The organism is Pseudoalteromonas pernae (genome assembly GCF_039831865.1).
Classification (GTDB): domain Bacteria; phylum Pseudomonadota; class Gammaproteobacteria; order Enterobacterales; family Alteromonadaceae; genus Pseudoalteromonas; species Pseudoalteromonas pernae.
Genome location: NZ_JBDODM010000006.1, coordinates 215,962 through 240,703 on the forward strand (window position 1 = coordinate 215,962; position 24,742 = coordinate 240,703).

Genomic DNA, 24,742 nt, shown 5'->3' on the forward strand with positions numbered 1-24,742 from the left:
CTAGTGGACACAAGGTTATGGCTAGAGCTGTGCTAGGAGGTAGTTAACTCAATGAGAGAATTGGCTTTTTCGCAGTTGGAACCGCTAATGCGATGCAGGATGTTGTTTTGGACAATGAATCGTCAACTTCGCGCCACCTAGACTCGATGCGCCAATGCTCAGCGTGCCGTTATGGGCCTCACATATTTTCTTGGCCAAGGCTAAACCTAAACCAACACCGCCGGAGTCGCGGCATCGACTGAGGTCGAGGCGCACAAAGGGCTCTACAACGCGTTTTCGCTGAGCAACTGGTATTCCAGGGCCATCGTCTTCAACAACAATGTCGTAGTGACTGGCATGATTGATTAAGGTAATGGTGACTTGGCTTTTTGCAAAGCGCGCGGCGTTTCGCACTATGTTCGAAACCGCCCGATTAAGTTGTAACGCATCGGCTTGAACAATACACGGTTGCTTGCCTTTTTCTGAGAGGTCGAATTCAACTTGCGGGTATAAATCAACATGTGACTCAAGTAATCGTGACAACAAGTTTCCAAGGGATACTTCACTTAAATGTAGGGTACGGGCTTTACTGTCTAGTTGTATAAAATCGAGTGCCTCTTTGATCAATTTCTCAAGTTCACTCAAGCCATCATTGATTTTATGGCTCAGTGTTTGCGTATTTGGCTGGTTGAATGAATCCTCAAGCATATCAAAAGCTAACTGTACCCTCGCCAATGGCGCTCTAAATTCATGAGCTACTGCCTGTATAAGTTCACGTTGCGACTGAATGTTTTCATTAAGAGAGCGGTTAATTCTCGATTGATGAATACGGTTCACGAGTAACAGCACAAAGGCAAAAAGGGCACACAGTGCAGCTATCCACACATTACGTGTGTAACGTTGTTGCGCTATTTCTTTTTGTTTTAAAGACTGATCTGCTTGCAGTAATTTGATTTGTTGTTCACGCTTTTCAGCCTCAAAGTGACTGAGTAGAAAAGCCACACGCTGATCGCTTTCGGCGTTAAACATCTCGTCGTTTACTGTTTTAAACTGTTCGAGATAAGCCAATGCTTGCTGATAATCGCCTTTATCTTTATACAGCATATAAAGAAATTCATACGCCTCCTTGGTCAGACGCTTGTCGTCTACTTCTTGGGCGACACTTAATGAACGGTTGGTTAGGTGCACGGCGCGCTCAAAATCGTTCTCTAGCTTGGCTATTTTGGCATTGACGAGCAGCGCATTTGCCTGCAAAGGCATCACTTGCATTTCGGTGATGTGTTGCAATGCGGGTTGGGCGTGTTCCTTAGCAAGTGCGGGCTCATTAAGCTCAATGTAGGCACTAGCAATATCGATGTTCACGCGCGAAACAAGCACAGGGTCTTCGAGTTGCTGTGCAATTTCTAACGCGCTGCGGTATTGGTGCAAGGCTGCTTCATATTGCTGTTTACGTTGATGCACTCCGCCTAAGCTAGTGAAGGTTTCAGCAATGCCTAACTTATCTTTGAGCGTTTCATAGTGGCCTAGAGAACGTTGTAAATAGGATAGGGCGAGATCATAGTCCTGCAAATAGAAATAGGTTAGGCCAATATTGCCCAATATTTGCGCTAAACCAGGAATGTCGTTGATTTCTTCCCTTATCTTCAAAGACTTTAACTGAAAATCAAGCGCCAAACTGTAGTTGCCACTGGTGCCATGGATATTAGCGATGTTGTTAAGCGACACAGCGATGCTTTTTTGTTCACCTAACTCAAGTTGCAGTTCATGCGCTTGCTGAAAATAGGTCAACGCTTGTTTGGGTTGACCAAGTGTTTGATAAATAATCGCTATATAGTTCGTGGTGTTGGCTATTCCGCGAGTGTCATTTTGTTGTTTGGCTATCTCTTGCGCTAATTCAAATTGTTTTAGTGCTGATTGATAATCTGCGGTTCGCCAATAAACAATCCCTTGCATGGTCATGGCCACATAGATACCGCGTTGGTCGTCATTGCGCTGAGCGAGACTTTTGCTCTGTGTGATCATGCTTTGGGCGCGCTCGTAATCGCCCATAGACACAAGCGTCCATGCCATGTTGTTTAATACCGTGGCATGGCGTTTGGCATCAGGAAATTGAGCAAAAACAATGAGTGCTTGCTCGCCGTATTCGAGGCTTTTCGTGGGGTTGTTGTCGCGGTAGGCTTCAACGAGAGCAGTGAGCAATTCGCCCTTGTTGGCATCGCTCGCTTGTGCAAGTGATTGTTCAAGTTCTTGTGCGCTAGGTGTTGGCTCATCTGCGATTACTGGCCTGCTCAACAGTACACTGCAAAGCATACACACCATGAAAATGCGAATAACACCTAGCTTGTTGTTCATTTGACTACCTATCGCCTACAAACAAGTACCCTTTACCATGAATAGTACGGATCCGTGTAGAAGGAGAGGAATCGTCACCCAACTTTTTACGAATACGTGAAACGCGCAAATCTATGGTTCTGTGCGTGCTTTCATATCCTAATTTCGAAAAGTGCTCGGAGATAAAGTCACGGGTGCAAATCACGCCTGGTTGCTTTGCTAACAATGCTAACAGCTCAAATTCTGCGGTGGTTAAATCCACCACCTCACCTTTATAAGTCGCGGTTTGATATTTAGTATCGATGACTAGGTTATCGAACTTGAGTAGGCTTGATTCGTCTGCAGGTTCAGCCACGTGTTCTTTTTGAACGCCGTTGAGCTGCGCTGATTCAAGTTCCGTGGGATTACGGCGAAGTAGGGCACGTACCCGGGCTAACAACACGCGAGAACGTACGGGTTTTGCTAAATAGTCATCAGCACCGGTTTCTAAACCTGCAACTTCATCAATGTCGTTGTCTAAAGCCGTGAGCATTAAAATTGGGCCATCATAGGTGCCCTGTGCTTCAGGGTGACCATAACGAACCGCGCGGCACACCGATAAACCGTCCATATCAGGTAGCATAACGTCTAACACCACAAGTGCAGGTTGTTCGTTAATAATGGTGCTGACGGCTTTCAATCCATTATGTTCAATTTTGGTCTTATAGCCGTTGGTGTGCAGGAAATCGGCCACCAACTGAGCAAGATCCGCATCGTCATCGACAATAAGTATCCAGTTGTTCCCATTAGTGCTCATTATTGCATCCGAAAAAGTAACATGAATTTAATAATTATATGACTATACATGACATTGTATTGGTTTGTATATTTATGTTTGCAAACCAGATGCCCTAAAATCACGGTGGTGATCGTCGGGTATGTTGCATGCGTAATGGCCACCTACAATTTTAAAATATTCTCTACCTTTATTCGTAGTTGACTGTGTTTTAAGTAGTTCTAATTGCTTAATATTGTCAGTCTAATATGATGGTGGGGCGTCGATACACTAACCTTAAGCGTCATGGTCTCTGTAAAATTCAACCTCCTCGAAAATCAAAAGCAAGTTCTTAAATACGAAAAGCGTACTCGCTACATGCAGATTGTCGCTAAAGCATTAGCTGGCGCGTGCTTCATTCTCACTATGATCTCAATGGCTGGTTACGTATTTAATATTGAGCAGCTATATCGCCCTCTTACGGGCGGCGCCGCGACTAATCCATTGACCGGTATAACGGTAATGCTGGTGAGCTTAGGCGTGTTTCTGGAACACAAGAAAATGTGGACTAAATTGGTCGCACCTTTGGCGTTTGCTGCTTTGAGTATTTCGACTGCAGTACTGGCAGACCATGTGTTTAAGTTGCAATGGATGCAGCATTTGATGCCATTTTCTGAATTGGTGAGTGCCGAACTGCGAGAGGGTAAATCCAACTCTATGGGCTTGAACACATCAATCATGATGTCACTGCTCTCTGGTGCAGTTCTATTAGGTGGTTTAGGAAAAGTAAAAACAGCACAAGTGTGCGCATTTATTGGATTGGCAGCGCCTATGTTGTCGATCATTGGTTATGCCTACGGCATTGCTGGTTTTTTCGGACAAATGTCGCTGCTAACGACATCCTACGGATTATTCTTAGCGATTAGCGTGCTACTTATTCATGCACAAAGTGGGGCGGTGCACGCCCTGTTGTCGCCTTATATCGGTGGCAGAATTGCGCGTTTTCAGGTGTTAGTTGGCTATTTCGTCCCGGTGCTTTTAGGGTATTTATTTGTGCAATCCCTTGTTGCGGCTAAGTCTGAAGACTTATTCGGTTTGTACGTTGTGCTTATATCCTGGTTTATCATCGTACTCATTATATCCAGTGCCATATTGCAAGAAAGTATTGATGAACGAAGGCGTGAAGCCGAAATGGCGCTATTGCAAGCTGCAACCCAAGACAGCCTGACAGGCATTGCTAATAGGCGCTCATTTATGGAACGGGCAGAACAAGAGTTGCACCAAGCTAAACGCAATAAATTGCCCATTCACTTGTTGATGATTGATATCGACCATTTCAAGTCAGTGAACGACCAAGCCGGGCATGCCATTGGTGATAAAGTACTTGTAGCTATGGCGAAGGTGTTAACGGCCTGCGTGCGCAAAACCGACTTTGTGTGTCGCTTAGGCGGTGAAGAATTCGCCGCTTTATTACCCAACACTGATGCAGCAGGGGCGCGGCAAGTTGCCGAAAGTATCCGCCAAGCAGTTGAAGCTGAGTCTGTTGTGGGTTACACCGATATATACGGTGCGGTAACCACATCGGTGGGTGCAACCGCGGCCCAAGATCATGAAGATATCGATGATGTAATTTCACGTGCCGACGCAGCGTTATACGAGTCAAAAGCATCTGGGCGTAATCGTGTAACCCTAAAGTGACAAATTGATTGGCCGATAATTAGAGTAAGTTGTCAATTTTGTGAAAACTAAACTATGGTTATGGACAATTTAAAGTTCAGTAACAGTGAGTTGCTAATCACAAACGTTGTTATTAATTCACTACGTTAAGAGTCATATTCGCAACTTAACCCAGATTTGTGTGTTGTGAGCCAAACTCAACTGAACGGCGTACATTAATTAGTTTTCCAATTTAACAGTGTGCACAAAGGCTGGTGCGTTGGGTTTGTGCCGGCCTTTTTTCTACGCGATAAATTTTTATAAACTAACAACTTAGCCTAATCGACATATCCACAAGAACAACTGCGAACCTTTGTTCGATACGAAATGATTCAAGTTTTCAATTTCGCCATCCCTTAAAAAGCTGCTATTGTTAATATATAGGATGATATAGCTGATAGGTTTAGATACACTCATGTGCTTCGTATTACTAGCTTATTCAGCTATTGGCAATATAGGGGCGTGTATAGTACGCGCCGTGTTTGGCTACACAGTTAAACACACCTAGTTTCATGAAATCGCAATTTAAAAGCGAACTCCAAGGTTTTGGCGCGATGGATTTGTGCCAAACTTTTTTATCTTCCCGTAGACACATTATCTAGCGCCAGAATAGTATCTAATAAATATCTAACACCTTGAATTTGTGTCTCTATAGCTAAAGCCCATAAATTAGATTATGTTAAATGCCGTGAATAATAACATTAACCTCATGGAAATCTGTTGTAATTAGCAGTTTAACTCTGGATCGATCCAGTTTTGTGTGTCAAAAATTCACAATACTATTCAACTGGTTACACATACATTAGATTTAAGGAATTTAGATTTTGATATTTTAACGCTGGATCCCTTTTTTGGAATTGGGTTTGAACAATTCTGCCATTTGATGGCTGAAAACTGACATTATTTGTATATGCTAATAACGCGACGCTACGTGCGTGGTTTCTAGGTTATCCCGCGAAAGATTATCAGAATTCACGTAGCGCACTTTCAAGATGTCACTTATTCCAAACACTTGGTATAAGCTCAGCAGTCTGGTGATAAATTCCAACTTGTTTGATGTAATTTTTAAAGTCCGGGTTTTCATCTACAATTCGATTAGCTGAAACCCAATCAATGTCAGACTTTTCTTTAGCCGGGATTAATATTTGACTGTTGTACAAGTCACCCACATCTAATAGCAAAATTCCAATACCGTGTAATGAGCTCAACATTTGCAGTTCTGGTTCAACACCATCAGCTATTCCAGTCGCGACGAGATAACCGAAATTTGCCCAGCTTGAATTTGATACTGCCTGAAAGAAACACTTTCGGACGTTTGACCGTGTTAGCTCTTTTTTTACTTCAAAAGACCATAACCTTACGGATTTATCATTACCGAAGCGAACACAAGTCTTCACCGTTTGATCCCAACTTTTATCTAGAGGCTCCATTGCAACGATATCAGGATGTAACCAGTGATTGCCGCCAGCACCCTGGCTGTTTTTTGATGTCTTTTCGTCTATGCGATGACAGTATAACCCCATGTCTTTATTTAAAAATTCAATAAGAATTGGGTATAAATCATGTTCACTTAGTCTCAATTCGTCAGCTTCATGTAACTCTTCATCAAGGCTTTCAGTAATAGCTAAAGGCTTATCATCCCAGTAATATAGACGTGGTCTTGGCTTCTCACGCGTTTTTATGTTTTTGCACTTTTCTTTAGCTCTTTTTGTTCGTTGACCACCAACTTCTGCCGCTAATTGTGCTATCAGCTCCTCCTCATTAGCGTAATTAGGGTTCTTCATTTTTTCTGTCATTTCCGCTGGATAGCGTTCAAGGAACAACTTGGCAAGTTCGCGAGCAGTTAATTTTTCACCTTTATGATCTCGTAATGTCTCAATTATCATGTCGACGCGTGTTTTATTACTCATGCAACTGCCCTATTCTTCTTAAAATTTTCAGCTTGTTCGAAGATTTCTTTATACACTTCATCACGATCAACTGGTGGGTAGCCAAACTTAGCTAGCAACATTATCAGGTCTACTTTGAGCTCAGCTTTTATATCATCCCGCTGGCTCCAGTCTGTGTATTTAGCTTTGTCATCAACAACATCTTTTACTGCTTTAGCTAGGTCGAGAAGCTTGTCTTCTGGATATTGGAAATCGTATTTAATCGCGAGTGCCATTAAAATATCGTAAAAAGCTTTCTCTTCTAGGTTAATACCCATGTCAGCGAATGAACCCATTTCAGACTTGAGGTCTTGATACATATTGATAATCTCATCAGAAAAGTCTTCAAGTACTTCACTGACTAATACATCTTCTTCTTTGCGCTCGTTATATCTATCAACTAGTGATTTAAAGCGAGCAGAAAAATCGACAGCTTTAAGCTTATTTACCTGTTTAAACTCGCTAATAGCCTTTGCCAACATCTGCTGAAGTAGTTTGATCTTAGTGTTCGGTAGTTTGATTTTTTCAATTTTTGCCAAATAATCATCATCGAAGATATCAACGCCATCTTCGCCTTGCCCTAGCTTGAAGATCTCTTCTACTCCGTCACTTTTGAGTGCGTCAGAAATCATGTCTCGTACCTTGGCATTCATTTGTGCGGTATCAGGCGCATTACCTTTTGTGAGCTTGTAAACAATAGAACGAACAGCTAAGTAAAAGTGAATGTAATCACGCTCTTTCTGCGATAGTTTTTCACTACCACAGCACACGTCATAAGCGGTTTTCAATCGCTTTACTAATGCCATAAAACGGTGTTCAAGTTTTTGCGTTTGTAGCACAAACTCAGCGGCATTATTGAGGCAATTAAGTTGAGCAACAGGCTGCCCGATGAAGTATGGCGACTCATCGAAGTGATGCATGAGTTTGCCCAATAAATCTAAATGGTCTTTAACAACAATAATTGACTGAGTAATGTCCTCAAAATTGGTTTCATCCGTTTTTGAATACATGGCTAACGCTTTATTCATCTGCGTTTTGATGCCGATATAGTCAACAACCAGACCTTTGTCTTTACCTTCAAACTTTCGGTTAACACGCGATATAGTTTGAATTAGATTATGACGTTGGATTGGTTTGTCGATGTAAATGGTATCGAGGAATGGCACATCAAAGCCTGTTAGCCACATATCGACAACAATGGCGATTTTGAAGTTCGACTTTTCATTTTTAAACTGTCGGTCTAACTCTTTACGATACTCTTTAGTACCTAGCAAATCCCACAATTCTTTAGGGTCATCCTTGCCACGAGTCATTACCATTTTTACTCGTTCCATTGGTTTAATTTTTTTGCGCTCTTGCTCTGTTAGCTCTGCGCCAGCTTCGCATTCAAGTACTTCAAACCAATCTGGGCGAAGGCCTTTTAATTCTTGACAAAATGAATAGGCAACCTCTCGTGCAGAGCTTACAAACATCGCCTTACCTTTTATGGTAGAGCCTTCTTCAACACGAGATTCATAATGAGCAACAAAGTCTTTGGCTAACGCGCTAATACGATCTGGATCGCCCAAAATAGCAGTCATATTAGCTGAAGCTTTTTTACTTTCTTCAATCTGATGCTCATTACTGCCTTCATCAGCACACTGCTGATAATAAGCTTCTATTTCTTCTAATTTGGCGTTATCCAAAATGACCTTGGCCGCTCGACCTTCATAGACAATACGGACAGTGATCTCATCTTTAACAGATTCTGTCATGGTGTAAGCATCTACAACTTGACCGAACACATCAAGCGTGGCATCAACAGGCGTTCCTGTGAAACCTACAAATGTTGCATTGGGTAATGAGTCATGAAGGTATTTGGCAAAACCGTAGGTCTTCTTAACACCTTTTTCCGTCACTCGAACCTTCTGATCTAGGTTAGTTTGACTGCGGTGCGCTTCATCAGAGATACAAATAACATTGCTTCTATCCGTTAGCAATTTGGTATCTTCAGTGAATTTATGAATAGTCGTTAAGAACACACCGCCACTATTTCGGCCTTGAAGTAGTTCGCGTAAGTGGTCGCGGCTTTCAACAGCTACAACAGTTTGATCGCCAATATACGTTTTTGCATTCGAGAATTGCTGCGATAGCTGATCATCCAAGTCAGTTCGGTCAGTAATTAACACAATGGTTGGACTTTCAAAATCTACACTTTTCATTAATAAGCGAGATAGAAACTGCATGGTAAAACTCTTACCGCAGCCAGTTGCACCAAAGTATGTACCACCTTTACCATCGCCCTCTGGTTTACGCGCGAGTTTAATATTGTGGTAAAGCTTTCTAGCCGCATAATACTGGGGGTAACGGCAAACAATTTTAACTTCAGCCTTTGATGAATCGGGGAAATATATAAAGTTGCGAATAACATCTCGCAGGCGAGCCTTATTAAATAACCCCTGCAACATAGTGTGCAGCGAATTAATTCCATCTTTTTCTATCGATTCATTGCCCGTTACCTTGCGCCATGCATAGAAAAACTCATAAGGTGCATAAAGGCCACCCATTTTATTGTTTACGCCATCACTGATAACACAAAAGGCGTTGTAGACAAATAAGGCCGGAATATCCCTGCGATAGCGGGTATTTAACTGAACATAAGCATCATGAATAGAGGCTTCTTCACGAATAGCGCTCTTAAATTCAAACACCACCAACGGCAGACCGTTGATGTACAAAATGCCATCAGGGATACGCTTTTCGCCATCAACACCTTCAATCTCAAGCTGGTTAACTATCTTGTATATATTGGTGTCATTACAACATGTTGCAGGCTTCTTTTCATATTCCGCTGAAGGCTCTGCCACATTAGGTAGTTCGGGTACGCTTTCCTTTGCTAAATCAGGTAACAGGTTTTGAACAACATTGGAGTAATCGACTAATTGGATGTAGAGATCTTTTTGGCTTTTTATCTGCGCTGAAGGCTCTGCTGCTCCTTTTGCAGGCTCTCGTTTTAACAAAAAGCCATCACTTAACCATTTACAGAAGGTTTTATTACTGTCGTACAAGTCACTAGCAGGCAATGATTCTATTTGCTTGATGATTGAATCAATCTCACCCGCTGTAATATTGTCAGCTTCGTATTTAACAGCTAAGAACTGGCGTAAATCATCTTTAATCAAAACGTCAGTATTGCTACGGGTAAGCTCACCACCGGGTACGTAAGGAAAACCTTGTTCGCCAAGTAATTCAATAATGGCAGCTTCTAGCTTTGCTTCTGTAAACTTCATTAAGCAGCCACTCCTTGCTTTTTCGACGAATCATCTGGCTCGCCCTCAACTCCCGTCATCATCTTATAATGAGCGCCATGCTCAGAAGCTTCAAAAATCTTCTTGAAAACTTTTCTGTAGGTATCAATAACCCCAATGTCTTGAGTTACGTACAAATCATCAATGGCATGGTGAGAGCCATCGTTAACCCACGAAAACAGTGACTGACAAATCAGCCTTTCTTCCCCTTCGAAAAGCTCAATCATGTCATCTTTTTTGATATTCCCTAAGAACGTAAAATAGTTCTCTAAAATCTTTCTCATTGTATTTTGAATGGTTAGCGAACAAGGTTCTGGCGCTTTTATCTCCTGCCAGAGTAATTCATACGATGATTTTATTGGGTTTGAGTTATGCCCAACAATTTTAGAAGTACCATCAACTTTCCGCACAATCCAAAATGTTTCATCCCTCATTTTATCTTGCCCTGACCGTTTTTTATTAAATGTAACTTCCTTAAAAAAGTAAGTGTTATGGGTCAAGATGAATAATTGCTTCATTAAGCTAGAATCATTTCTAGCATCGGACATTAGCCCTTTAATCAAGGTACTAACAATAAATAAGATATCGCTATCTAAGCTAGAAACTGGATCATCGATAACCACAACCCTGTCAGTTGTTATGCCAACTTCGGTGAAGCTACCTTTAAGTAAATGGTAAAAGTATAAAAAAGATATAAAGGTTTTCTCTCCTTCACTTAAGGTCTCTTTTGCGCAAGAACCATCCGTCCTAACAATTGAGTAGCAACGGTCTTTCGTAGATTTGCCAATAGTAAAGCTAGTAAACCCAAATGACTTTAATAAGCCGTTTATCGCATCAATTGTTGGCTGAATTGAAGTAGTGTCCTTTTCTAACTCTTTTATTTCAGCATCTTTAGCTATCTTATCTGCCTTTTTAGTATTTATTCCGACAGTTAAACCCTGAATTGCTTTTTGCAAACTTGAGGAGTCTTTTGTGTATTGCTGAATTTCAGCTTTTAGCTCTTCCTCCAATACATATTTCCAAACCTGATTGCTTAACAATTCTTTTTCGTTTTTAAAGTTGGATACAATTAAATTATGCTGATTTATTGAGTTATTGGCGTTTTCCACTATCGTTCTAATCTCATCAATTATTTGATGAGTAGCTTTTAATGTAACACTAGTAGCAGGCTCTGATACTTTATTACCAAGCAACTGCATATTCTCACTGATTATTGCTTTTAATGTCTCAAACTTGGCTTTTAATAATTTGTTGTCAATATCTGCATGATTATTAGCTACAAGATTTTCGAGATGTGAAATTAATTGTTGTGATGAACTAGAATATGACGCCACTATAGCTTGTAGAGATTCAATGTTTTGAGTGAAGGTTTCATCAAAATAATTAGCTAACTGCTCTTCAAAGCCACTCAACAGTGTTTGTTGACAAAATGGGCACTCACCTTCCGATTGAGGTAAGTAGTTCATACCATGTCTAACCCAGTCACTGTTATTTAGCTTATTAATTACTCCAGCTATATCGACATCACTTTTACCAATTATTCTGTCTTTTAAAATTTGATGCTGTTCCAACTCCTTTAATTTTGATGAGTCACCAGCTAGCGAAATCAAAGGTTTTGATTCAGGTGTATCACCAAATAGAGTCTTTGCCTTTTCAATTAGATATTCTTTTGATTTTAAATCAGCAGTATTACTAGCGCTCTCACTAACAACTCGTTCTTTAAACTTAGATTTACTGTTACGTACACCTTGAAAAGCGTCTTTAAATAACTCATCTAATTTATCTTTTACTAACCAACACTTGTCTGTGAAATTATTGTCGATAACTTCAAGCTCTTTTATTTTACCCTTGTTGCTGTCGTCACCATTTAAAATTAACTCTTTGGATTTGATTTCTTCAATTATCTTGTCTAATTCACTTTTTCCTTGTGCGATCCTATCAATAATTGCTTGATCAGCTTCCCCCAAGGTAAATACACCGGGCAGGTCTTTTTGAGGATTGAAATTTTTCTCTACAAAATCGCGATTATAAACAAATGTTTCTATGGGTGAACCAGACCACTTAACGGCACAGTTTGCGTACCTTGTTGAATCCTCAATCAATCTAGAAATTGTTGTTTTACCAGCGCCATTTGCACCAAAGAAGAAGTTAAACTTTTCAAGTGGAGACACCTGTTGAGGCGCTATTCCATATGTTGCTGCGTTAGCAATTTCTAGAGAATTAATCATGCGACATCCTTGTTTGATAATGTAATTTCACCTGAAATTAATTTGGGTAGTAAACTATCTCTTAACTGCTCAAGTTGATTAGTACTTGCTTGATTAGCTTGGATCTTTGAAAAATACAGGTCCATAATCTCGTCAAACTTAGCCAATACGCTTTCACTAGGACAAACTACAGGCAATGCATTTAGTACTTTTGTGGTCATACTTGGTACAGCAGAACCTACGTTCATATTGTCAAAGTTCAACCTTTTAAGAAGGTAAAATGTAAACTTAGCAACATTTGGCAATTTAGGTATGGTAAAAAACATAGTGTCTACTGACCAAAATGTTTCGTTTACGTACATGATATTGGAAAGCGTTCCTTTTCTTGGAATAAGAACCGATTCCCCCTCATATAAAAACTTATCCACTCTTCGCATTAAACCACCAGAGCCATAGACAGGATACTCTCCTTCATCTAGCTTTTTGTGATCTTTTCCATATTTAACATCCAACAAATCACTAAGGTATATGGATGACCAGCCTTTAGGTATCCAACCAGCGACACCAATACTTGGATCATCAGTTTGCTCAAATTCGCTTGGGAATAATGCACGGATATCATCAGGTAGAGGTTTGCTCTTTGTTTCAGGAGAAACTGCTAGCTGTTGCGCCTTCTCTTTGTAAATAGCACGCTGCTCAGCTTTGTGTTGCAGTGCTTCGGGAATATCGTTGCCAGCGGCTAGTGCGTTGTCGATAACAGGATCAAAATCAACAAACCAGCTTTTAAATAACGCTTGCGCCATTTGTTCTAGGGTTTGGTTGGTTTGTCGGTTTAATTCAATTTTATTGAAATAGTCAAAAACTATACTCACTATTTTATCTTGGATATTCCTTTCAGGAAGTTCTACTTCAAATAACCCTAAAATTTTTGCATTTGCTCCAGCTTGTGCAGACCCTCCTTTAGCACCAGATACAAAATTCCACCAAGCATGTGTTCTCATTTGTAACCAAACAAAATATGGATTGGCAAGCTCTGGATTAACTCTAAATCTAATCAGATATGACGCAAAAACTGCATCATCATCCGCTTCAAAAATATAATTTTCACCCGTACTATTTCCAGTTCGAGCAACAACTATATCTCCCTTTTTTAAAAGGTTCTTGGCTAAATTTTTTTCATCAACCTTACAATAAGGAACCTCATCCCAATTTACTACGCCACCCTGTATATCAGTGATTCTTAAAAACTTAGGTCCAACAACTTCGCTATCTGCACTTGCTGTATAGCCATAAGATATTTCAGAGCATAATTCAGATAATTTTACCCTACTTGCCATAACCCAACACCTCCAAGTTTTGACGAATCGCTTTATCCAGCGCTTCGGCCTGTTCCATTTGGCTATAAAGGGTTTGGCTTAGTTCTTTCATTTTCACTTCAAATGGGATGCCATCATCTTCTAATTCGGCAGCACCGACATAACGGCCCGGTGTTAACACAAAGTCATTAGCTTTAATGTCTTCTAATGTGGCTGATTTGCAAAAGCCTGCGATATCTTGGTACTTACCGTCTTTTTTTTCACCTCGCCAAGCGTGATAAGTTCTGGCAATTTCTGCAATATCGTCTGTAGTTAGTTCTTTATGAACACGACTAACCATAGTGCCCATTTCACGGGCATCAATAAATAAAGTTTCACCTTGGCGATTACGGAAAGGTTCACGGGCATCATTAAAGTGCTGCTCAGTTTTATTTTTGGTAATGAACCACAAGCAGACAGGAATTTGCGTGGTGTAGAAAAGCTGTCCCGGTAGCGCAATCATGCAATCCACTAAGTCGTTTTCAATTATCTTTTGACGAATTTTACCTTCACCACCAGTGTTCGAACTCATTGAACCATTGGCAAGAACAAAGCCTGCTGTTCCATACTCACTAAGCTTTGAGATCATGTGCATGATCCACGCATAGTTTGCATTACCGGTTGGTGGTACATCAAAACCGGCCCAACGTGGGTCATCAACTAACTCGTTATCTGCACGCCACTGCTTTTGATTGAATGGCGGATTCGCCATTATGAAATCTGCTTTTAAATCAGGGTGCTGATCTTTAAAAAAGCTATCGCCTGCAACATCACCTAAGTTGCCGTTAATACCGCGCACCGCAAGGTTCATTTTGGCTAGTTTGTGGGTTGTACTGGTGTATTCCTGGCCGTAAATAGAGATATCTTTTTTATTGCCATGGTGACTATCAATAAATTTCAAAGATTGCACAAACATACCGCCGGAGCCACAGCAAGGGTCGTATATTTTACCCTTGTACGGCTCAATCATTTCTGCGATAAGCGAAACAACCGATTTAGGCGTGTAAAATTCACCGCCGCCTTTACCTTCATTTGCTGCAAATTTACTTAGGAAATACTCGTACACACGACCGACTAGGTCTTCCTCTGTCATGTGGCAATCATTGGCTACAGTGTCGATATTGTTGATAGTATCGATAAGTGCTGCGAGCTTACTGCCATCTAGACCTAGGCGAGAAAAGTAATTGTCAGGTAACGCACCTTTGAGGGATGCGTTGTTTTTCTCAACTGTATGCAGTGCGGTATCAATTTTTACCGCGATATCATCTTGCTTGGCCTGCTTTTGAATAAATGACCAGCGGGCATCTTCTGGCAGATAAAACACATTGTCTTTGGTATAAAAGTCGACCATATCAACGTAATCACCCATGCCTTCGGTAACGAGTTTTTCACGCTGCTTTTCAAACTTATCGCTAATGAATTTTAAAAAGATAAGGCTTAGTACAATGTGCTTGTACTCTGATGATTCAACACTGCCACGAAGCTTATTAGCCGCATCCCAAAGCGACTCTTCGAATCCCTTTTCGTTTTTATTTGGGGCTTTATTGTTAGTTTTTGCCATGTTTATGAATTCCTTAAATGCTTCTAACCCAAAATTATTGAGGCTATGATTGATAAAAAGGTTAGAAATGCTGAAATACCCGCGAACCATAGTGCTCTAGTCGCTGTAATATTTGATTTTTGAGACTCTTGTAACGATAAGTAAGACAGATAACCGAAATATGCATTGGCGTTTAACTGCCAACGACAAAAGTTATTATCCATATTTGTATTATCAACTGTTGTATATCTAGCTAAGCTGCCCTTATCTTCAGGGTCTAAACAAATATCTCTCATAATTTGTGATAGCCGATGACGACCTATGCCGTTTAAATCTTCACGGTCTGCTGATTGGACACTAAAAGGCTTATCTAGTTTGTTCTGCGCTAAGATGTACTCGGTCACTCTTAATACATCAGGTTTAGTTCTATCTATTTTCATTTGGTTCCGTCCATGCCCACTGTCGTATGCCAGATATGGCTACACACGTTCAAATAAGTCCTTTATATCGCAATCGAAAAGTTCGCATAGTTTGTCTACTGCATCGAGATCGACTCTTTGGGCCGTTTCTTTATACAACAACGTGACAGTGGCTCTACTCAAACCAGTTTTTCTGGCCACATCTGCAATACGCATTTTGTGTTCGCCCATCATTCGAGCGAGGTGGCAGCGGATCATAATTCAGTCTCAATAATTGCCTTAATGCTAGGCTATCACAATATTACAGTTTGGCGATAAAAATGTGAGCTTATCTCACATTTTTAAACTAAAGATGCTGTGCCTTTCTGATCACTTTTACTCTAAACAGAAACAAAATACCGACCAAAATCGAAATTTTATGAAATTTTTTAAAAAAATTTTAAATGTTATAGAAATTCATACCTTTTCAGACAGTTAGCATATAAAAACAGCAAAATAGGCGATTTTGCGACTAAAAACAGCATTTTTTTAAAAATGATGAAATTACAAAGAATTAGTGATTTTGGAGGGTACATAATATATCAATAATTAAATAAATGTCAATATTATCAATAATTTACAACATTGACTCAAGTTTGATTTAAAACTACGATTTCACCAATTTCAATTAGTCAATAAGTGTTATCTAAAATGAAAACAAGGATTCAAGCAAAGCAGAAATTCTTTGGCAGCACTAATACGATATACGACGAACATCTAAATATTGTGAATATTAAAGACTCTGATTTAGAGAGTCATTTTTACGTATTAAAAAGAATTCAGGGTGTGGAGTTTATTAAAAGTCAGCCCGAGCCGCTTTTCTATCTACTGGATAGTAAAAAAACTCGCTATACCGCAGATTTCGAAGTTATTGAGGATGGTATCCGCTATTTCATTGAAATAAAAAATTTCGCAAAAACACAGAATAAAGATTTTAAAGACAAAGTGGCGTTTTTGACTGAGCAGTACAAAAAACAAGGGACTCTTTTTAAAGTCGTTACTGAGAAAGATATCTATGACGGCGACAATGTTATCAATGCCCTCATGCTTCTCCCCTGTTTGCGCCATCCGGCCCCCATTCCTGAGTACAAAAAGCTTGTAATTGGGCTTGATGACTTGCGCACTTACTCAATGAAAGAGATGAACACAATCGCGAAAGAGCGCGGCATCGATATCATAGTTGTGAAACGCGCTGTTGCACACAGACTTTTTCAAGTTGATTTGACGCTTCCATTCGAAAAGTGGCAGTTAAGCATCACAAAGCTTAGCGCGTCAGAATAATGTAGTTGAAGGTGTCACATGCTTAAAAGTATTTATCAAAATAACATTTCGATTCGTTACGAGAACTTAAACGCTACGCTGTATCAGCTTCCAAATGGAAAAGCGGTTATTCAGTTTGAAAACCATGCGATAGACGAAATTATTCTTTCTCACAGCGAACTTGAACAAGCGCTGGCTTTAGGGCAACTACACTTCATTAGTAAGAAAGAATCACCAAAGGGCGAGATAAAGTTAACGCCTAAACAGAAGGTAGAACAAGAGCGGCGCAATGCTTATGTTAATGCAGTGAGAGAACAATCTGAGCCGAACTCTAAAAACGTAGGCGGATTAAAAAAGCGTAAAGCAATCATAGCAAATGTCGCTGAATTAATCGGCGATAACAACCCTCCTAGCCCTTCGACACTTGGCGTGTGGTGTCAAAACGAAAATGAAAAATCACTCGGTGCAGCGCACGATATTATTGCGCCGAATCGGCGTAAGCGTTCTCCGAAGTTTGACGACGAAGTGCAACTTAGCATGTTAGAAGCCATCGATGAGCAACTAGCCGGTAATTTAATCGACAAAATCAATTTAACGGAGTTGCACCGGCTTCTAGCTAAAAAGATCACAGCACTAAATAAGCCAATTCACGTACCAAGCTACTCATACGTAAAGAAAACATTTAAAAAACTCATTTGGAAGATTTTGCCACGTTCAGGCATTAAAGCGACAGAGTTAAAAGCGTTAGCACGAAATGTAATCAGAAAATTCAAGGTTAAGTTTCCTTTAGAGCGTGTTGAAGCTGATGGGATTTATTTGCAAGTCGGTATCGTTGATGAGAACGGAAATTATCTAGGCGGTGGCGTCACAATCATTTTTATTATCGATGTGAAGACGCGTGTGATTTTGGGCTATTCGGCACGTGTGGGTCGAGGCGAAACGTCATCATTAGTGATTCAAGCAATTCGTCACGCTTTGTGCCCCAAAGCAGAGGGGTCCTTCCACACGAAAAAAGGCAATCACTGGAGTTACTATGGGCTTTTTAGCTGTTTTGTGGCAGATGGTGGCACTGCTTTCACAAGTATCGAAACAAGTAGTTTTTTGATGCGCATGTGCGGCACGTTAACAAAAACACTCCCAGTCGCTGCCGGTTGGCTCAAGCCGTTCATCGAACGCTTCAACTTAACATTGAGAATAAAGTTTGCGAAGAAAATGCCAGGGTATGTGGGTCCGATGGAAGACCAGATGCAGTTGGAGTTCAGTATGAAAGATAATGCAGTGCTGACTTTCGAAGAATTCAAACAGCGATTAGAGCGCTGGATTGTCGATGATTATCACCACACTCCGCATAGTGGAATAAAGGGGTTAACGCCAGATGAGTCCTGGCAAGAATCGCTAGACAGTGGTTGGCGCCCAGAGTTGCCACCGAACTACGAGCAAATTGCCCTTCCTTGCGGCAAAGTGCGTTTTGCCGCTATCAGTGGTGATAAAAAAGGCTCTTTTCATCTAGGTGTGCAAGTCGAAAATATTCGCTATAACGATATGAATGCTCGATTAAAAGACATTGCGCGTCATCTCACGAGTGTCGGTGAAAAGCCGATTGTTCGTTGTGAATATGATGATATTGATGTCTCTAAAATCAGTGTATTAGACCCACGCACCGATGAGTATTTTATCGTCCCTACTGTTGACGCAGATATTGAAGAAGGAATGACGCGAGAGGCGCATCAAGCTGAACTTAAAGTCATCAAAGATCGCATGTCTCGTCCAGCCCCTGACTCGTTCAGCGATGATGAGGATTCAGATAAATTAAAAGCTAAATTGGCCGCCAAAAACAGTGGTAAAAAACACAGTCGTCAACGTGACGCTATTCCTGACGATTATCTTGAAGCAGTAAATAAACAATCTGAAAGTAATAGTTACACACCACCAAAATCGTTCTCATCTCAATCATTATCGGACCTTTCATCTCCGCTAGATGACATTGAAGATGATGACGGCATATTTGAGAGTGATTAAATAATGAAGATAAGACGTCCTTTACCTATCGATATCAGTGGCGATTTACCGAAACGATTAGGCAACAGCATTTCGGATGCGGTTCAAGAAATATACTACGGCACTATTATGCACTCTGATTTTAAGCAAGCACAAGAAGGCTTAAATGAATGCTTTGAAATGAGCGGTTTCGAGGGCATTGGCTGCAAATTGCTTGGTCCTCCAGGGACAGGGAAATCCCGCCTTATTCGTTATTTTGCAGCAGATATCTACAGCAGAGATGAGTTTCAACCTACAGACACGCTTACCCCTTTACCGCTATTGGCTATTCGTGTCCCAGGTAAACCCACAATTAAGCGCATAGTAGAGAAGTTACTTGAGTCAGCGGGTCATCTAGCGCCCAGCGCTCGAAGCGGTGAGTCAGCAGAAATGCGGCTAAACCGTCTCATCCGTTATCAAGGAGTACGCATGATTATCTTTGATGAAGTGCAACACCTTTTGCGCAAATTTGCACTAACAAGCACCAATGATGTGATGGCTTTCATTAAAACATTGATGGATGAGCATGCATTAGCGGTATGTTTTGCGGGGATGCCCGAATCTGAAGCACTATTAGCACCCTTCCCGGAGCTCAACCAGCGTTTGAGTTATGCCGATACTCGCTTACATGATTTTCAATTTCTCTCGACTGGCCCTAGCAATCTTGGGGATTTTAAGAAATATGTCGGTTCTTTTAACCAGGTGCTAGTGAAACACTCAATTAAATGTGAGCCCTTAACCTCTGACAATATGGTGTCTCGGCTGTGGCTGGCAAGCAAAGGCTCGCCCCGTCTGCTGACTAAACTTATCATTCGATTCGTTCGCTTTGCTGAGAAAAACAACGGGATTAACTTTACTCAGATGCAAGCTATCTATGGCTCTTGCGGCTTCAACGGTCACATTGGACAATTTCAAGTGTTTAAAGCGCCGATCCACAAAGTTAATGAGCGTGCTCATGCATATCAAGCAGAGTCCTATGACGCTAAGTATCCAAGCAATAAATAGATATGGCTAGAGCAGAAGGCTTGTTGGGTGTAAGACCATATCGTTTACCTAGCGAGTCGTTAGCAGGCTATTTGTTACGACTCGCATATTTAAATGGATTTACAGGGCTCAGCAACTTTTTGTGGACGATTGGAATGCGTCCCCTTAAAAGTCTCCGCATGAATCATTTCACTCCTACAGAAATCGCTCATCTTGAAGGACCACTATCTCAGGTGCTGGGCCGGAATGCTGCAAACGATATGGAGCGAGAGTATATAATACCGTGGGAATTTGATGATAATCGCGTATTTAAACATGCATTGGTCGATTTTCCTCGTATCTGCCCTCATTGCATTGCTGAGCAAGAATCCCCCATTCTTGATTGGCGTTGGCAATGTGCGTTTATTCCCCTGTGTCCAACGCACAACACGCCACTTATTAATCAGTGCCCTTACTGTGAGCATTTGTTTGACTGGAATGCTGACTTATTTGAATGTTGTCCTGCTTGCAAAACGCCATGGCGCAATATTGAGCTTGAGAAGGTTGATTTGCTTTGCGAGATAACGCCTCTGATTTGGCCATCCGATGATGGCACTATCGCGCTCAAAAGAACGCAACTACACGATGTCATGCTTGCACTCATGAGCGCAGGCCGCCCAAAGGATGTGTTGCAACAAACGCTCATTGCTGTGCCTAGAACACCACATCACTGGTGCTATGCACTACGTGCTTTGAAACTACTTTTTGATGTGAACTATTTTGATAGCTGGAAAACGATGGCTGATAACGCATGGGAACCGGCTCAATTAGCGCCGTCAGACCTGTTTGTTAGACAGCTCAGAGGTGACAACTGGCCAATACTTAATGAAGAAGGTGATGAAGACGGCTATGAAGTGAGTTATGAACCAAGTTATGAATGTGATCTGCTTGTAAGTAATGAGAGCTTAGAAACGGCAGCTTATATCAAATCTTCTCGGGCTAAAGCCGCAGCAAAACAAGAGCAAGAACAGTGGTACACTCATTTGTCACACGCATTACTCGCCTCCTTTGTTGGTATTAAGTCTAAAACGTTAACGCCACTCACAGACGTGCAGTTGTTGCCACAACTTAACAGCACTTCAATTTTACGCGACAAACTGTTTGATGCACATGAGATAACGCATTTTCTCAATGCGAGATTTACGCAAAGTATTCGGGAGCCCATTCTTATTAATGAAAATCATCGGAGTTTTCGCCGGTATTTGACTTGTTATGGTGATTTGTTAGCTGCATGGCTACGAGGCGAAGTATGCGTTAATCAGGCCTATGCTGGTGATTTATCATCGCTGCATATCAATAAAGATGAATTTGCCAAGTTCTTGATTGCTCAGTTTAACTTAGCTTGCAAAGATTCTATTGGCATTAGCCGGGTTGCACGATGTCTGGGTATCCCCTCGCCCAAGGTCGAGGAATATGTAACCCAAGGCCATTTTCATTATGCTGCGTGGCGCTTTGACCGCGCGATTGATGGCCCTTCCTTCGGAGCTTATTACACACCTCCATTGTTGGAAGACCTATTATGAATGTGCTGCCTATCATCACTCCAATGTTACAGACAACGGTGCCTGACACATTGCGCCCATATATCAGACCTAGTGCTGTTGTATTACCCGAAAAAGGCGCTGAATTTCCAATACGAATAAGGAAGGTCTCGCTTAAACGATGGCTGTTAATCGATGTCCTGCTTAACCCAAAAGAACACATGAGCTTTGAATCACATGGTTACCTACCACGAGTCGTGTTTAGTGAAGACACCATTGAGCATACTCAGCCCAGAGGCTTTGAATGGGTTTTAAGTAGTTGGCAATCTGTTGAACACCCAGAATTAAATCCTTTTGTTTCTCAAAACTCAGTCTATCACCTAATCGGCCCAGGAACTCATGTTGCTATGGGATGGCGTAATTTCGCAAGGCTATTAGAACTGAGGCCCGATTAATCGGAGTTTATGAATTCTTCGGGCGATTTTACAACCCTTCAGAAGAGTGAAAGCAGCTTTGCTAGAGTCTTTGGTTACTAGATGCAACGAGTAACAATCGTTGAATTTCATCAAAAAGAGTGCCTACCTGATTTAGCATGCCGATTGGAACATCCACATAAACAGTAGGAATATTGGTTATTGGGCATGTAAGTACACATTGCACTTCTATCACATCGTCCTTTGCCATAACACAGAGAGTACGAAGTAGACGGTGAACAATAAACTGATACCGCTCATCAACACCGATTGGCTCATAGAGCTTTAAATTCGGTAATCGCTGCGTGATAGAAGTATCAAGTGCTAGGTTCATCGTCTGCCTGCTTTTCTTGAGAAACGCTTGGTCGTCCTTCGGGGTGAAACGTTTCTTGAAGTTGCTCTGTATTAGCGTTGAAAAGTGACTCAGCACCCTTTGAGGATGATTCAATGCGCTCAAATAACTCATCGAATTCCGTCGGTGTTTCAGGGGTAGTTTGTTCTGGCTTTGAGGTGTTAGACATAAGGCAATCAAAATTTAGCTATCTTTAGCTATAGATTAGCGCGAAGTGTTTTCAATTGCTCGGAAGTGTCACTAAAATCTCAGAAGTGTCACTAATTTTTTAGCCTAATCAATTGAATTAAAGTACTTTTATATTTTTGCGCTTAAACACATGGAGTCTTATCTATACTGCCTCGCAATAATATTGCTTTTTTCCATTGTTATGAGCAGTCAATCGTAACTCCCGCAAGATAGCGAATACGCAAACTTCGGATATTGAATATCAAGTAAGTAACACTCAGAAACTTACACTGGAAGGCTTAGTCAAAACACTTTGGATTCAGTGCTTCGACTCTAGTCAACGAACCGTGTGCCTTTATTTGTTCATCGCTCAAGGTTTGATCATCAAAGATTTCGAGTGTAATTGAACAATTATCTTCCATCACTTTACATATTAAAATGTCACCGATGTTTACTTTACTAGCCTCTAAAAGTTCATCAGGTAGCGGAATAGTTCTGTTTTTACCTACCGTTACAATCATAGGTGAGTGTCCTGAAATCATGTTAGCTCTTCATATTATAGATAAGCTTTTAAAACTTCTGCTATTGGCGTTTTGTAGCATGCTAATTGGGACGACTCACCATCGCCTCGTTTGTATTGTGCTGCCCTAACTTTCACTTTACTAAATGATTTACGGACAGAAATGAGTTAGAGTATTTATTCGTTAACGCCCACATAAACGGCGCGAGCTTGCGAACGTCCGGCGACCGAAGAGAGCGAATTTAATGTGATTGTTAAGTGCCATATTTGGACTTTATTTCCGTACAAATTGCTTCGATTTCATCGTCCGGTGGATAAAGCGCCGTTTCTGGAATTGCGTGAAAATCTTTACCCCAAAAGGACTTCTTAGGTATCTCAAATTTAGCAATAAGCCTTCTGCCAAAATCGAGAAACGGTTGCTTTCTGTTTACACGGGGAGGAAATGAACCCAATAGATATCCTTCTTGAAAGTGCGGTCGTAAAGCTTCCGCAGGGCACGCACTTAGTAAGCGTACATTAAGCAGCTCTTCTTCGGTTGAGTAAGAGATAGTTCCATTTGGATATGGAAACGCAAAAACAAAGATATAAGCAGAATCCGTTGCTTCGTTTAGGGCAAATGATGCCGCAACACGAAGTGAGTGCGTAAAATCCAAGAGCGGGGTTCCGCAAACCTCATAGTGCTGGAGGATTGACCAAGGTAACTCTGGAAATTTCTTTAATTTATTAATATTGTCAATATCTAAGCCATCGAGTTTAGATAGCAGTTGGCTGGCGCAGGTATCTAGCGTTTTGTATCTTTTTTCTAGCTCTTTTGTTGTTAGCGACCGCCCCGGCGACCTTAAAATTGTTGAGTAGAAAGAACTTGCCCCTGAATTTAGCTTGTAATCTTTAGCTTGGCCCCGAAAAAACAAGCTATAGTCGGGATTATGATTGGCAATTCTTGCTACCGCCTTGACCAACTCTCGAAAATCCGGAATTTTAGCGGGAGCGCTCTCGCGAATTTCTTTGTTCGTGAACTGCTCTCCGCTATCCAGCGACAGGTGGCACCAAAGTTTGGTATTACCGAAGTTTCTCAAACTAACTCCTTTTAGGGCACTTAACGCCCTGTTAATGGGCGGATTACGCTTGGCTAAAATTAGCGAAGAATGAGCGCCAGCCAAGCTGTAAGGCGTCCATTTTAAACAGCTTGTTAGGTTACGAACCTCAATCTACATTGTGATACTGTGCTGCTTGTTCGTAACAGTTAACACATACGACTGACATTTGATTAAACTCTCTGAATCTTTCTGTCATGCCGTCCTCTTCCTCAAAAACAGCCTCACATTGATAACACCAAGCTTGAAGATCATTTGGAACGCTTGAATTTTCAATGAAACCGAGAGGCTCTCCCTCTGGTTTGACAAGATGACCACATAGTACGGCAGCCACTCGCTTTCCATGCTTACCGCAATCAATATACATCGGTTCTATATCTGTACTCATTAGTAACCTAACAGCTTATTAGTGAGACCTTGCAAGGTATGCTACCTTGTAAGGTAGGAGATTACCTATGTATAGACAAACTAATAAAGCTTCAAAAAATTATCGTAAATCATACACTAATCGAAAATTTGATATAGAACAAGAAAGCTTTGTAGAGCCACAAAATATTCCTGAACTAAGAAGAATAATCGAAATCACCGATTACGATAGTGGTGAACCCATTACTCATAAGCTTGAACTTTATAAAACTGATCGGATCGATTGTTATAAAGTTTTGGTCGACGGAAAGCTTTGGAAAAAGCGTATTGGTTGGAGCAACATCTTGGCAGGAATTAGAAAAGCCCTCCCTAGATTAGCTAGAGAGTGACAGTCCGTTTTACTCTAAGCCGCC

21 protein-coding genes are annotated in these 24,742 nt (G+C 41.1%); 7 read left to right on the forward strand and 14 right to left on the reverse strand.

Translation table 11 applies throughout. From position 1 onward, the window contains the following. Positions 1-84: 84 nt before the first annotated feature. Both V1358_RS14980 and V1358_RS14985 read right to left on the reverse strand, forming a co-directional pair. The gene (locus V1358_RS14980) at positions 85-2,331 is read right to left on the reverse strand and encodes a tetratricopeptide repeat protein (RefSeq protein WP_347394047.1); all 2,247 of its coding nucleotides are present in this window, start codon (positions 2,329-2,331) and stop codon (positions 85-87) included. Positions 2,332-2,335: 4 nt separating this feature from the next. Further along, positions 2,336-3,106, reverse strand: a complete 771-nt coding sequence (locus tag V1358_RS14985) for a response regulator transcription factor (RefSeq protein WP_347394048.1) — start codon at positions 3,104-3,106, stop codon at positions 2,336-2,338. A gap of 264 nt (positions 3,107-3,370) precedes the next feature. On the opposite strand from V1358_RS14985, the gene V1358_RS14990 reads away from it, so the two are divergent. Next, the gene (locus V1358_RS14990) at positions 3,371-4,762 is read left to right on the forward strand and encodes a GGDEF domain-containing protein (RefSeq protein ID WP_347394049.1); all 1,392 of its coding nucleotides are present in this window, start codon (positions 3,371-3,373) and stop codon (positions 4,760-4,762) included. 1,013 nt (positions 4,763-5,775) lie between these two features. Here V1358_RS14990 and V1358_RS14995 read toward each other — a convergent pair. The 7 genes from V1358_RS14995 to V1358_RS15025 are packed head-to-tail and all read right to left on the reverse strand — an operon-like array spanning position 5,776 to position 15,774. Further along, positions 5,776-6,690 (reverse strand): COG2958 family protein, encoded by a 915-nt coding sequence (locus V1358_RS14995; protein ID WP_347394050.1) that lies wholly within the window; start codon positions 6,688-6,690, stop codon positions 5,776-5,778. Further along, on the reverse strand, positions 6,687-9,977 hold the full coding sequence (locus V1358_RS15000) for a type I restriction endonuclease subunit R (RefSeq protein ID WP_347394051.1): 3,291 nt from the start codon (positions 9,975-9,977) through the stop codon (positions 6,687-6,689). Before V1358_RS15000 ends, V1358_RS14995 begins: the two co-directional genes overlap by 4 nt. Further along, on the reverse strand, positions 9,977-12,223 hold the full coding sequence (locus V1358_RS15005; protein ID WP_347394052.1) for an AAA family ATPase: 2,247 nt from the start codon (positions 12,221-12,223) through the stop codon (positions 9,977-9,979). Before V1358_RS15005 ends, V1358_RS15000 begins: the two co-directional genes overlap by 1 nt. After that, complete coding sequence (locus V1358_RS15010) at positions 12,220-13,539, reverse strand: restriction endonuclease subunit S (protein WP_347394053.1); 1,320 nt, start codon at positions 13,537-13,539, stop codon at positions 12,220-12,222. The genes V1358_RS15005 and V1358_RS15010 overlap by 4 nt, the downstream gene beginning before the upstream one ends. Then, the gene (locus V1358_RS15015; protein WP_347394054.1) at positions 13,529-15,118 is read right to left on the reverse strand and encodes a class I SAM-dependent DNA methyltransferase; all 1,590 of its coding nucleotides are present in this window, start codon (positions 15,116-15,118) and stop codon (positions 13,529-13,531) included. Before V1358_RS15015 ends, V1358_RS15010 begins: the two co-directional genes overlap by 11 nt. Positions 15,119-15,141: 23 nt before the next feature. Further along, complete coding sequence (locus tag V1358_RS15020) at positions 15,142-15,537, reverse strand: hypothetical protein (RefSeq protein WP_347394055.1); 396 nt, start codon at positions 15,535-15,537, stop codon at positions 15,142-15,144. A gap of 39 nt (positions 15,538-15,576) precedes the next feature. After that, positions 15,577-15,774: a helix-turn-helix domain-containing protein gene (locus V1358_RS15025; RefSeq protein ID WP_347394056.1), complete on the reverse strand. Its 198-nt coding sequence runs from the start codon at positions 15,772-15,774 to the stop codon at positions 15,577-15,579. A 432-nt stretch (positions 15,775-16,206) separates the two neighbouring features. Here V1358_RS15025 and V1358_RS15030 point away from each other — a divergent pair, with 432 nt between their 5' ends. Genes V1358_RS15030 through V1358_RS15050 form a run of 5 tightly spaced genes read left to right on the forward strand, consistent with a single transcriptional unit; the run spans position 16,207 to position 21,811 of the window. Next, a complete protein-coding gene (locus tag V1358_RS15030) occupies positions 16,207-16,836 on the forward strand; it encodes a hypothetical protein (protein ID WP_347394057.1) in 630 nt (209 codons plus the stop codon). 18 nt (positions 16,837-16,854) lie between these two features. Beyond that, entirely contained in the window at positions 16,855-18,834 is a 1,980-nt protein-coding gene (locus V1358_RS15035) for a TnsB C-terminal domain-containing protein (protein ID WP_347394058.1), read from the forward strand. Positions 18,835-18,837: 3 nt separating this feature from the next. Further along, positions 18,838-19,857, forward strand: a complete 1,020-nt coding sequence (locus V1358_RS15040; RefSeq protein ID WP_347394059.1) for a TniB family NTP-binding protein — start codon at positions 18,838-18,840, stop codon at positions 19,855-19,857. Between the two features lie 2 nt (positions 19,858-19,859). Then, the gene (locus V1358_RS15045; RefSeq protein WP_347394060.1) at positions 19,860-21,398 is read left to right on the forward strand and encodes a TniQ family protein; all 1,539 of its coding nucleotides are present in this window, start codon (positions 19,860-19,862) and stop codon (positions 21,396-21,398) included. After that, positions 21,395-21,811, forward strand: coding sequence for a DUF6957 family protein (locus tag V1358_RS15050; RefSeq protein ID WP_347394061.1), 417 nt, complete (start codon positions 21,395-21,397; stop codon positions 21,809-21,811). The genes V1358_RS15045 and V1358_RS15050 overlap by 4 nt, the downstream gene beginning before the upstream one ends. 61 nt (positions 21,812-21,872) lie before the next feature. On the opposite strand, the gene V1358_RS15055 is transcribed toward V1358_RS15050, so the two are convergent. From V1358_RS15055 to V1358_RS15075, 5 genes are all read right to left on the reverse strand, one after another. Further along, complete coding sequence (locus tag V1358_RS15055) at positions 21,873-22,163, reverse strand: hypothetical protein (RefSeq protein WP_347394062.1); 291 nt, start codon at positions 22,161-22,163, stop codon at positions 21,873-21,875. Then, positions 22,147-22,350, reverse strand: coding sequence for a hypothetical protein (locus tag V1358_RS15060; RefSeq protein ID WP_347394063.1), 204 nt, complete (start codon positions 22,348-22,350; stop codon positions 22,147-22,149). The genes V1358_RS15055 and V1358_RS15060 overlap by 17 nt, the downstream gene beginning before the upstream one ends. Before the next feature lie 298 nt (positions 22,351-22,648). Further along, on the reverse strand, positions 22,649-22,891 hold the full coding sequence (locus V1358_RS15065; RefSeq protein ID WP_347394064.1) for an AbrB/MazE/SpoVT family DNA-binding domain-containing protein: 243 nt from the start codon (positions 22,889-22,891) through the stop codon (positions 22,649-22,651). A 232-nt stretch (positions 22,892-23,123) separates the two neighbouring features. Next, positions 23,124-23,945, reverse strand: a complete 822-nt coding sequence (locus V1358_RS15070) for an FRG domain-containing protein (RefSeq protein ID WP_347394065.1) — start codon at positions 23,943-23,945, stop codon at positions 23,124-23,126. Between the two features lie 127 nt (positions 23,946-24,072). After that, positions 24,073-24,351 carry a hypothetical protein gene (locus tag V1358_RS15075; RefSeq protein WP_055022527.1) on the reverse strand — a complete coding sequence of 93 codons (279 nt, stop codon included), beginning with the start codon at positions 24,349-24,351 and terminating at the stop codon, positions 24,073-24,075. A 67-nt stretch (positions 24,352-24,418) separates the two neighbouring features. Between V1358_RS15075 and V1358_RS15080 the strand changes: the two genes are divergently transcribed. Continuing rightward, a complete protein-coding gene (locus V1358_RS15080) occupies positions 24,419-24,718 on the forward strand; it encodes a hypothetical protein (RefSeq protein ID WP_239407994.1) in 300 nt (99 codons plus the stop codon). Positions 24,719-24,742: the final 24 nt, after the last annotated feature.

Bases quoted from the DNA above. Each gene is read 5' to 3' on its own strand.
- V1358_RS14980 (WP_347394047.1), bottom strand. From the start codon at position 2,331: ATGAACAACAAGCTAGGTGTTATTCGCATTTTCATGGTGTGTATGCTT.
- V1358_RS14985 (WP_347394048.1), bottom strand. From the start codon at position 3,106: ATGAGCACTAATGGGAACAACTGGATACTTATTGTCGATGACGATGCG.
- V1358_RS14990 (WP_347394049.1), top strand. From the start codon at position 3,371: ATGGTCTCTGTAAAATTCAACCTCCTCGAAAATCAAAAGCAAGTTCTT.
- V1358_RS14995 (WP_347394050.1), bottom strand. From the start codon at position 6,690: ATGAGTAATAAAACACGCGTCGACATGATAATTGAGACATTACGAGAT.
- V1358_RS15000 (WP_347394051.1), bottom strand. From the start codon at position 9,977: ATGAAGTTTACAGAAGCAAAGCTAGAAGCTGCCATTATTGAATTACTT.
- V1358_RS15005 (WP_347394052.1), bottom strand. From the start codon at position 12,223: ATGATTAATTCTCTAGAAATTGCTAACGCAGCAACATATGGAATAGCG.
- V1358_RS15010 (WP_347394053.1), bottom strand. From the start codon at position 13,539: ATGGCAAGTAGGGTAAAATTATCTGAATTATGCTCTGAAATATCTTAT.
- V1358_RS15015 (WP_347394054.1), bottom strand. From the start codon at position 15,118: ATGGCAAAAACTAACAATAAAGCCCCAAATAAAAACGAAAAGGGATTC.
- V1358_RS15020 (WP_347394055.1), bottom strand. From the start codon at position 15,537: ATGAAAATAGATAGAACTAAACCTGATGTATTAAGAGTGACCGAGTAC.
- V1358_RS15025 (WP_347394056.1), bottom strand. From the start codon at position 15,774: ATGATCCGCTGCCACCTCGCTCGAATGATGGGCGAACACAAAATGCGT.
- V1358_RS15030 (WP_347394057.1), top strand. From the start codon at position 16,207: ATGAAAACAAGGATTCAAGCAAAGCAGAAATTCTTTGGCAGCACTAAT.
- V1358_RS15035 (WP_347394058.1), top strand. From the start codon at position 16,855: ATGCTTAAAAGTATTTATCAAAATAACATTTCGATTCGTTACGAGAAC.
- V1358_RS15040 (WP_347394059.1), top strand. From the start codon at position 18,838: ATGAAGATAAGACGTCCTTTACCTATCGATATCAGTGGCGATTTACCG.
- V1358_RS15045 (WP_347394060.1), top strand. From the start codon at position 19,860: ATGGCTAGAGCAGAAGGCTTGTTGGGTGTAAGACCATATCGTTTACCT.
- V1358_RS15050 (WP_347394061.1), top strand. From the start codon at position 21,395: ATGAATGTGCTGCCTATCATCACTCCAATGTTACAGACAACGGTGCCT.
- V1358_RS15055 (WP_347394062.1), bottom strand. From the start codon at position 22,163: ATGAACCTAGCACTTGATACTTCTATCACGCAGCGATTACCGAATTTA.
- V1358_RS15060 (WP_347394063.1), bottom strand. From the start codon at position 22,350: ATGTCTAACACCTCAAAGCCAGAACAAACTACCCCTGAAACACCGACG.
- V1358_RS15065 (WP_347394064.1), bottom strand. From the start codon at position 22,891: ATGATTTCAGGACACTCACCTATGATTGTAACGGTAGGTAAAAACAGA.
- V1358_RS15075 (WP_055022527.1), bottom strand. From the start codon at position 24,351: ATGAGTACAGATATAGAACCGATGTATATTGATTGCGGTAAGCATGGA.
- V1358_RS15080 (WP_239407994.1), top strand. From the start codon at position 24,419: ATGTATAGACAAACTAATAAAGCTTCAAAAAATTATCGTAAATCATAC.